An 8,418-nucleotide genomic window follows, 5' to 3' on the forward strand; every position below is an offset into this window, starting at 1 on the left:
GCCGACATCCAGGTTCCAGGCGTCTCGAAAGCGCAACTGGCTAGCTATATCCGCAACATGCCCGGGCGCGGCGGTTGCGGGCCGGGTCGCGGTAGCCGGAGGTGACGATCATCTTCTTGCCGTAGTGACCCTCGATCGTCTTCAGCACGCGGACCAGCGAAGGCTTCAGGCAAGCAACATCGACATTCTCGGTCTGCTTCAAAAGGCCGTTGGGTGCCAACCGGGCAAGGCCGGCGGCGGATGCCACCTGATAGGCGCCGCCTTCATCCTCGTTCAAATCGACGTCGCTCTCGTCGTCGAGGCCGGATTTGCGCTTGATCTCGAAGAGTGCGGTCTTGCGTACGCCAGGCAGCGCGTCGTCGGTGAAATGGCTGGTATCGCCGATCGAAGCCAGTTGCGCCGGCTTTACAGCCGCTTTGGCCGAGGCCAAAGTGATGGTCGGTTTTGCCGCTTCCGCCTTGGGCTGAGCGGTCGCCGGTTGCTCGCCCGACCTGTTGTTGGCCTGCGGAGCAGGTGCCGCCGAGGCGGGCGTGGCGCTGAACAAAGAGGCGAGGAACCCCTTCTTCTTCGGCGCATAGGCCTGCGGCTGCGGCTGCGGCTCTCCAGCGGTCACATAGACCGGATTGTTCATCGCCGGCGCGGAGGCCTCGGCCTTGGACTTCGGCGCGGCCGTGCCGGCATCGGCTGTTTGTGTCTTCTGCGTAGCAGCGTCGACCTGCTCAACCGTCTGCGCGGACTGTTCCTGTGGCTGCGGCGTCTGGCCCGCAGTCGCTTCGGCACCCGCAGGAGCCGTGACTGGGAAGCCGGCATCGGACTTGGCGCCCTCCTGGGTGCCCGGCTTCGCCATCGGCACATAAGCGACCTGCTCGGGAAGGCTTGCATCGCCCTCGGCGGTCATCGTCATCTGTGAAGTCGTGATCTGCGACGACGAATCGGCGGCGACCTGTTGCGTGCCGGAGGCGGTGCTGATGTCCGTAGCCGAGGCGTTGTACCCTGGCATGCCGACCGACAGGGACGGGTCGCCGGCCGAGGTGCAGGACGCCAGGAGCACGGAGAAAAGCGCGGCGGCAATGGCGCGGCGTTCTCCCTTCGCGAGGCGCGATCCTGCTGATTTCAAAACAAAATTCCCCCTCGATGTCCGGCCGGTACGGCATTGGCGCGGCGTCGCAACGTCTCGCCGAAATAATTCCTTGTCCCCGAACGGAAACGAGACCTGTGTCAAATCCGCAAGCCCCAGAGTATTTCGACGGCTAGAGAGGAATCGGGGCTAGTTAAGGGTTGACGACACCATTTCGTCCTCTTTTACCGGCGCGTCAACTCACCACACATTACAGAAGGTTACACACGCACCTTGACATAGGTGCCTGGCGCGTCGCCCAGGGTTTTCATGCGCTTGCCGGGTTTGCGGGCCGGCACGCGGGTGTTGTCCCTGGCCTCGATCCAGCGTTGCCAGTGCGGCCACCAGGAGCCGGGATGGTCGGTGGCGTTGGCGACCCACTGGTCGAAGTCGCCCGCCGGCTTGCCGCCGGTCCAGTAGTGATACTTCTGCGCCGCCGGCGGATTGACGACGCCGGCGATGTGGCCGGAGCCGGCCATGACGTAATCGACCTCTCCGCCGAAATATTTCGAGCCGAGGAAAACCGAAAGCGCCGGCGCGATGTGATCTTCCTTCGAGGCGAGGTTGTAGACCGGGATGGTGACGTCCTTCAGCGACACAACGCGGCCCGCCAGCTCCATCATGCCTTGCGAAAGTCTGTTCTCGAGATAGCAATTGCGCAGGTAGAAGGAATGGTTGGCCGCGCCCATGCGGGTCGAATCGGCGTTCCAGTAGAGCAGGTCGAAGGGCAGCGGATCCTTGCCGCGCATGTAGTTGTTGACGACATAGGGCCAGATCAGGTCGCCAGAGCGCAGCATGTTGAAGGCGGTCGCCATCTTGGTGCCGTCGAGATAGCCTTTCTCGTTCATCGCCTTTTCGACGGCCGCGACCTGCTCCTCGTCGACGAACACTTTCAGGTCGCCGGCATAGGTGAAATCGACCTGGGTGGTGAAGAAGGTGGCGGATTTGATGCGGTGGTCGCCTTCCTGCGCCATCAGCGCCAGGGCCGCCGCCATAAGCGTGCCGCCGACGCAATAGCCGACGGCGTTGACGTCCTTCTCACCGGTGGCCTTCTCGATCGTGTCCAGACCGTATTGCAGGCCTTCTCGGATATAGGCCTCCCAGCTCTTGGTGCCGTGCCGCTCGTCAGGATTGATCCAGGAGATGACGAAAACGGTGTGGCCTTGCTCGACCGCCCAGCGGATGAAGGATTTTTGCGGGTTGAGATCGAGAATGTAGAATTTGTTGATCCATGGCGGGCAGATCAGCAGCGGCCGCTTGAGCACGGTCTCGGTCGCCGGATCGTATTGCAGGATCTCGGCGACATCGCTGCGACCCACCACCTTGCCGGGTGTCGTGGCCAGGTTCTTGCCGATCTCGAAGGGCGAATAATCGGCCTGCCTCAGTTTCAGGTCGCCCTTGCCGGCTGCAATGTCCTCGGCCAGCATCCTCATGCCGCGCACTAGGTTTTCGCCATTCGAGGCGATTGTCTCGCGAAACAGTTCCGGGTTGGTCAGGATGAAATTCGACGGCGAGATGGCGTTGGCCACCTGCTTGACGTAGAAGCTGGCCTTGTGGCGGGTGTGCTCGTCCAGGCCATCGGCGTGCTCGACCAGCTCGGACGCCCAGCGCGAGGTGACGAGATAAGCCTGCTTGAGAAAATCGAAGAAAGCGTTGCGGCCCCATTCGGGGTCCTGGAAACGCTTGTCGCCGCGCTCGGGCTTGACCGCGTCGTCGGCATCTTCGCTGCCGGCGCTGATGCGCTGGATGGAGTTGGCCCAGACGGTCATATAGCCGGAGAACAGCCGCGTCTGCGCCTCCAGCGCGCGCTGCGGGTCGGAAAGCCAGTATTCGCTGAGCTTGGAGAAGGTTTTCACCATGTCGACGAACGGCTCGGCGACATGGTCGCGCACCTCGCCTTTTTCCCGCGGCTCGGCCCATGCGGAAGCCGCCTTGCCGGCCTGCTCGATCATGCGCGCCATGTTCAAGGCGAAGCGTTCCGGGTCCTTCACCAGATATTGCTCGACGGTCGAAGGCCGGTCATCTTCCGCTTTGCCCGAATCGGGTGTTTTGGACATGGTTGGCGGGGTTCCTCCCGAAGCGTTTTCTTGACATATTATCATGGGACATCCGACAGGGTCCAATGCGCTCTACCTCGGCTGCCTAAGGAAACAATATGACGATTAATATTGGCGAAACCGGTTTTTCTGGCACTGGTCGTTTTTGCCGCATGGGCGCGGCGGTCGTTTTGCTGGCGATCGCCGGCTGTTCGAGCACCAACATCGAAGGCGCCACGCCGGTCTCGGCTACCGACGGGCCGAAGGATACCGGCACCTATCCGAACCTGAATATTCCGCCGAAGGTGGCGGCGGAGCAGTTCACCGACGCGGAAAAGAACGCCAAGCTCGCCCAGTTGAAGGCCGACGAGCAGACCCAAGGCTCGAAAGGCGGCGCTGTCAGGGTGACGAACCCGGCGACGCTGAACGCGCTGGCAAAGCAGCACGGCGCCGATGCACTGAAGCAGATCGAAGCCAAATGCGATCCCGCCCTCGACCCTACCTGCAAATAGGGTTATATCGCGCGACCGAAAACCACCTCTGGAATTGACCCACCTCTGGAATTGATATGGAAGAATTTCACAAGGTCCGCCGGCTTCCGCCCTATGTCTTCGAGCAGGTCAACCGGCTGAAGGCCAGTGCCCGCTCGCGCGGCGCCGACATCATCGACCTTGGCATGGGCAATCCGGACCTGCCGACGCCCAAGGCCATCGTCGACAAATTATGCGAGGTCGTGCGCGATCCGCGCACGCATCGTTATTCGTCGTCGCGCGGCATTCCCGGCCTGCGCCGCGCCCAGGCCAGTTACTATGCCCGCCGTTTCGGCGTGAAACTCGACCCGGACACGCAAGTGGTGGCGACGCTGGGCTCGAAGGAAGGTTTTGCCAATATGGCGCAGGCGATCACCGCGCCCGGCGACGTGATCCTGTGCCCTAATCCGACCTATCCGATCCACGCTTTCGGTTTCATCATGTCGGGCGGCGTCATCCGCTCGTTGCAAGTGGAGCCGGACGATGGCTTCATTCCGGCGCTGGAGCGCGGCATCCGCCATTCGATCCCGAAGCCGCTGGCGTTGATCCTCAATTACCCGTCGAACCCGACGGCGCAGGTCGCCTCGCTCGATTTCTACAAGGACGTGGTGGCCTTCGCCAAGAAGAACGACATCATCATCCTGTCGGACCTTGCCTATTCGGAAATCTATTTCGACGGCAATCCGCCGCCCTCGGTGCTGCAGGTGCCGGGTGCGATCGACGTGGCGGTCGAGTTCACCTCGATGTCGAAGACCTTTTCCATGCCGGGCTGGCGCATGGGTTTTGCCGTGGGCAACGAGCGGCTGATCTCGGCGCTGACCAGGGTCAAGTCCTACCTCGACTATGGCGCCTTCACGCCGATCCAGGTGGCGGCCGCGCACGCGCTCAACGGCGACGGCGCCGACATCGCCGAAGTGCGCGATATCTACCACAAGCGCCGCGACGTCATGGTCGACGCCTTCAGCCGCGCCGGCTGGACTGTTCCTGCGCCGGCGGCGTCGATGTTTGCCTGGGCGCCGATACCGGAGCCGTTCAAGCATCTCGGCTCGCTCGAATTCTCCAAGCTTCTGATCGAGCACGCCGACGTGGCGGTGGCGCCGGGCGTCGGCTTCGGCGAGCACGGCGACGACCATGTGCGCATCGCGCTGGTCGAGAACGAGCACCGGATCCGGCAGGCGGCGCGCAACATCAAGCGTTTCCTGGCGTCCAGCGCCAAGCAGCCCAACAATGTGGTGCCGCTCGCCGCGCATCGTTGAGTTGCCCGATATCACATCGACCAAATCCTTGAGGGGCGTCGCCGGACATGGCTGAAGCGTTGCGTGTTGGAATTGCCGGTCTCGGCACCGTCGGCGCGTCGGTGGCGCGTGTGCTGCGCGACAAGGCGGCGGAACTGACGCGGCAATGCGGCCGCGAGGTCGTTGTGGCAGCCGTTTCGGCCCGCGATCGCAAACGCGACCGCGGCGTCGATCTTGGCGCGGCCAAGTGGTTCGACGATCCGGTAGGAATGGCGCAGACCGCCGACATCGATGTCCTCGTCGAGCTGATCGGCGGCGACGAGGGGCCGTCGCGCTCTTCCGTGAAAGCGGCGCTTGAAGCCGGCCGCCACGTCGTCACCGCCAATAAGGCCCTGCTCGCCAAGCATGGCGTGGCGCTGGCCGAGATCGCTGAGAAGAAGGGCGTGCTGCTCAATTACGAGGCGGCGGTGGCGGGCGGCATTCCGGTCATCAAGACGATGCGCGAGGCGATGGCCGGCAATTCGGTAACCCGTGTCTTCGGCATCCTCAACGGCACCTGCAACTATATCCTGACCCGCATGGAAGCCGAAGGCCTGTCGTTCGACGCCTGCCTGAAGGACGCGCAACGGCTGGGCTATGCCGAGGCCGACCCGACCTTCGACATCGAGGGCCACGACACCGCGCACAAGCTGTCGATCCTGACCAGCCTTGCCTTCGGCACGAGGATTGCCGCCAACGACATCTACATGGAAGGCATTTCCAACATCAGCCAGGCCGACATCCGAGCGGCCGGCGATCTCGGCTACCGGATTAAACTGCTCGGCGTCGCCCAGCGCACGGAAAGCGGTATCGAACAGCGCGTGCACCCGACCATGGTGCCGACAGCCTCGGTCATCGCGCAGGTGCACGGCGTCACCAATGCGGTGGCCATCGAAACCGACATCCTTGGCGAGCTTTTGCTCTCCGGTCCCGGTGCCGGCGGCAATGCCACCGCATCGGCAGTGGTCGGCGACATTGCCGACATCGCCAAGAGCCGGCCCGGTTTCCAGCACGGTCCGGTCTTCGGCCTGCCGGCGAAGGAATTGCGACCTTACAAGAAGGCGCAGATGCGCAGCCATGCCGGCGGCTATTTCATCCGGCTGACCGTGCATGACCGCATCGGCGTCTTTGCCGCCATCGCCAAGCGCATGGCCGACAACGACATTTCGCTGGAATCGATCGTGCAGCACGCCGCCGGGCCGGATACCGCTTTGCAGAAGACGGTCATCCTCGTCACCCACGAGACGACAGAAGCTGCGGTGCGCAAGGCCGTCGAAGGCATAACTAAGGACGACCATCTGACCGACAAGCCTCAAGTCATTCGCATCGAGCGGGCAGAGTAGAGATTTACGCTTTCCTTTCAATCGATTGATATCGTTGTGTTTTCAAAAAAGACCCGCTCAGGTCTTGCTGTTGTCATGGAGCTTTGACACAACCAGCGCGCCTCTGGCGGGAGGCAATGCACCAACGAGGATTGTCCACCGATGAACGTTGCCCAGAACATCGTCGCCGGCCTTGACCGGATACTCACCATGGAACTGGTGCGTGTCACCGAACGCGCCGCGGTTGCGGCGGCCAGGCTGCGCGGACGCGGCGACGAAAAGGCCGCCGACCAGGCCGCAGTCGACGCGATGCGCGAGGAGCTCAACCGTCTCGCCATCAACGGCACGGTGGTGATCGGCGAGGGCGAGCGCGACGAGGCCCCGATGCTCTACATCGGCGAAGAGGTCGGCTCCGGCAAAGGCCCGGCGGTCGATATCGCGCTGGATCCGCTCGAAGGCACGACGATCTGCGCCAAGAACCTGCCCAATGCGCTGGCCGTCATTGCCATTGCGGAAAAGGGCAGCCTCCTGTTCGCGCCCGACGTCTATATGGACAAGATCGCCGTTGGCCCGGGATATGCGGACGGTGTCATCGACATCGATGCCTCGCCGGCCGAAAACATCGCGAGCCTGGCCAGGGCCAAGGCCGTGGCGGTGTCGGAGATCACCGCCTGCATCCTCGACCGGCCGCGCCATGGCGCGCTGATCGAAGCGGTGCGCGCCACGGGCGCTGCGATCCGGCTGATCGGCGATGGTGACGTCGCCGGCGTCATCCATACCACCGATCCGGATGAAACCGGCATCGACATCTATCTCGGCACCGGCGGCGCGCCGGAGGGCGTTCTGGCAGCGGCAGCGTTGCGCTGCACCGGCGGCCAGATTCTGGGAAGGCTGATCCTCGACACGCCGCAAAAGGTGGAGCGCGCGGCCAAGATGGGCATTTCCGACCCGAAGCGGGTTTATCGCACACAAGACATGGCGCGCGGCGATGTGCTGTTCGCCGCAACCGGCGTGACCGACGGCAACATGCTGGCCGGCGTCAAGTTCGGCCGCAATTCCATCACCACGCATACGATCGTGCTGCGCTCGTCGTCACGAACCGTGCGCGAGATCAAAGCAAGGCACCAGGATCTGGAAAAGTTTTGATTCCCGACTCGGCTAGCCGTCGCATATTGTGAGAAATGACAATCCGCAGACGGCGCGTCGCATGACGGGCGAAAACCGTATCTTCCTCGATGTAAGGCAGTCGGCCACTGGTGTTTCCTGGGAACACCGGCTGACCGAGCGGCAGGACATGACCGCGCTTGCCATAGCGCAAGGCTATGGCGTGCCGGACATCGTCGCGCGCGTCCTTGCCGGACGCGGCGTGACCGCCGAGCAGACCGAGCGGTTCCTTGATCCGACCATCCGCGACCTTTTGCCGAACCCGGCGTCGCTGACCGACATGGACAAGGCCGCTGCCCGCATCGCCGCGGCAATCGTTGCCGGGGAAAAGGTGGCGATCTTCGGCGATTACGATGTCGATGGCGCGGCCTCATCGGCGCTGCTCAAGCGGTTTCTCGCGCATTTCTCCGTGCCATCGGAGATCTACATCCCGGACCGCATCTTCGAGGGGTACGGCCCCAATCCGGAAGCCATGCGCGAGCTCGTCTCGCGCGGCGCGACGCTGATCGTCACCGTCGATTGCGGCACCAATAGCGCCGTTTCCATCGACGCGGCGAAGGCTGCCGGCGCCGATGTCGTAGTGCTCGACCATCACCAGCTAGGCGGCCCGTTGCCGGCGGCGGTAGCGGTTGTCAATCCCAATCGCGAGGACGACCTTTCGGGGCAGGGCCATCTTTGTGCCGCCGGCGTCGTCTTCCTGGCTCTGGTGCAGACGGCGAAGATCCTGCGCGACCGGCTGCCGGATGCCGCACCGCCGGATCTGCTTGGCTTGCTCGACCTCGTGGCGCTGGCGACCGTTTGCGACGTGGTGCCGCTGACCGGCGTCAACCGCGCTTTCGTGGTCAAAGGGCTGCAGATGGCGCGCCAGCAGAGGAACGAAGGACTGGCGGCGCTGGCGCGGGTCTCGCGCATCGGCGAGCCGGTCAGCACCTTCCATCTGGCCTATCTGATCGGCCCGCGCATCAATGCCCGCGG

7 protein-coding genes are annotated in these 8,418 nt (G+C 63.5%); 5 read left to right on the forward strand and 2 right to left on the reverse strand.

Annotated elements, in window-relative coordinates; translation table 11 throughout:
• Positions 1–40: 40 nt before the first annotated feature.
• Together EOC93_RS13850 and phaC are read right to left on the reverse strand one after the other, a co-directional pair.
• Positions 41–1,000 (reverse strand): D-Ala-D-Ala carboxypeptidase family metallohydrolase, encoded by a 960-nt coding sequence (locus EOC93_RS13850; protein ID WP_245461457.1) that lies wholly within the window; start codon positions 998–1,000, stop codon positions 41–43.
• A 338-nt stretch (positions 1,001–1,338) separates the two neighbouring features.
• Entirely contained in the window at positions 1,339–3,174 is a 1,836-nt protein-coding gene (phaC, locus tag EOC93_RS13855) for a class I poly(R)-hydroxyalkanoic acid synthase (RefSeq protein WP_127204891.1), read from the reverse strand.
• Positions 3,175–3,272: 98 nt separating this feature from the next.
• Between phaC and EOC93_RS13860 the strand changes: the two genes are divergently transcribed.
• The 5 genes from EOC93_RS13860 to EOC93_RS13880 form a co-directional block, all read left to right on the forward strand.
• Positions 3,273–3,665 (forward strand): hypothetical protein, encoded by a 393-nt coding sequence (locus EOC93_RS13860; RefSeq protein WP_126106355.1) that lies wholly within the window; start codon positions 3,273–3,275, stop codon positions 3,663–3,665.
• A 56-nt stretch (positions 3,666–3,721) separates the two neighbouring features.
• Positions 3,722–4,939, forward strand: a complete 1,218-nt coding sequence (locus tag EOC93_RS13865) for an LL-diaminopimelate aminotransferase (RefSeq protein WP_095485414.1) — start codon at positions 3,722–3,724, stop codon at positions 4,937–4,939.
• A gap of 47 nt (positions 4,940–4,986) precedes the next feature.
• The gene (locus EOC93_RS13870) at positions 4,987–6,300 is read left to right on the forward strand and encodes a homoserine dehydrogenase (protein ID WP_126106356.1); all 1,314 of its coding nucleotides are present in this window, start codon (positions 4,987–4,989) and stop codon (positions 6,298–6,300) included.
• Positions 6,301–6,441: 141 nt separating this feature from the next.
• Entirely contained in the window at positions 6,442–7,425 is a 984-nt protein-coding gene (glpX, locus tag EOC93_RS13875; RefSeq protein WP_126106357.1) for a class II fructose-bisphosphatase, read from the forward strand.
• A 61-nt stretch (positions 7,426–7,486) separates the two neighbouring features.
• The coding region (locus EOC93_RS13880; RefSeq protein ID WP_206532234.1) for a DHH family phosphoesterase at positions 7,487–8,418 on the forward strand (932 nt) is incomplete at its 3' end.

It is taken from the genome of Mesorhizobium sp. M6A.T.Ce.TU.002.03.1.1 (assembly GCF_003997275.1).
Lineage (GTDB): Bacteria > Pseudomonadota > Alphaproteobacteria > Rhizobiales > Rhizobiaceae > Mesorhizobium > Mesorhizobium mediterraneum.

Bases quoted from the DNA above. Each gene is read 5' to 3' on its own strand.
- EOC93_RS13850 (WP_245461457.1), bottom strand. From the start codon at position 1,000: ATGCCAGGGTACAACGCCTCGGCTACGGACATCAGCACCGCCTCCGGC.
- phaC (WP_127204891.1), bottom strand. From the start codon at position 3,174: ATGTCCAAAACACCCGATTCGGGCAAAGCGGAAGATGACCGGCCTTCG.
- EOC93_RS13860 (WP_126106355.1), top strand. From the start codon at position 3,273: ATGACGATTAATATTGGCGAAACCGGTTTTTCTGGCACTGGTCGTTTT.
- EOC93_RS13865 (WP_095485414.1), top strand. From the start codon at position 3,722: ATGGAAGAATTTCACAAGGTCCGCCGGCTTCCGCCCTATGTCTTCGAG.
- EOC93_RS13870 (WP_126106356.1), top strand. From the start codon at position 4,987: ATGGCTGAAGCGTTGCGTGTTGGAATTGCCGGTCTCGGCACCGTCGGC.
- glpX (WP_126106357.1), top strand. From the start codon at position 6,442: ATGAACGTTGCCCAGAACATCGTCGCCGGCCTTGACCGGATACTCACC.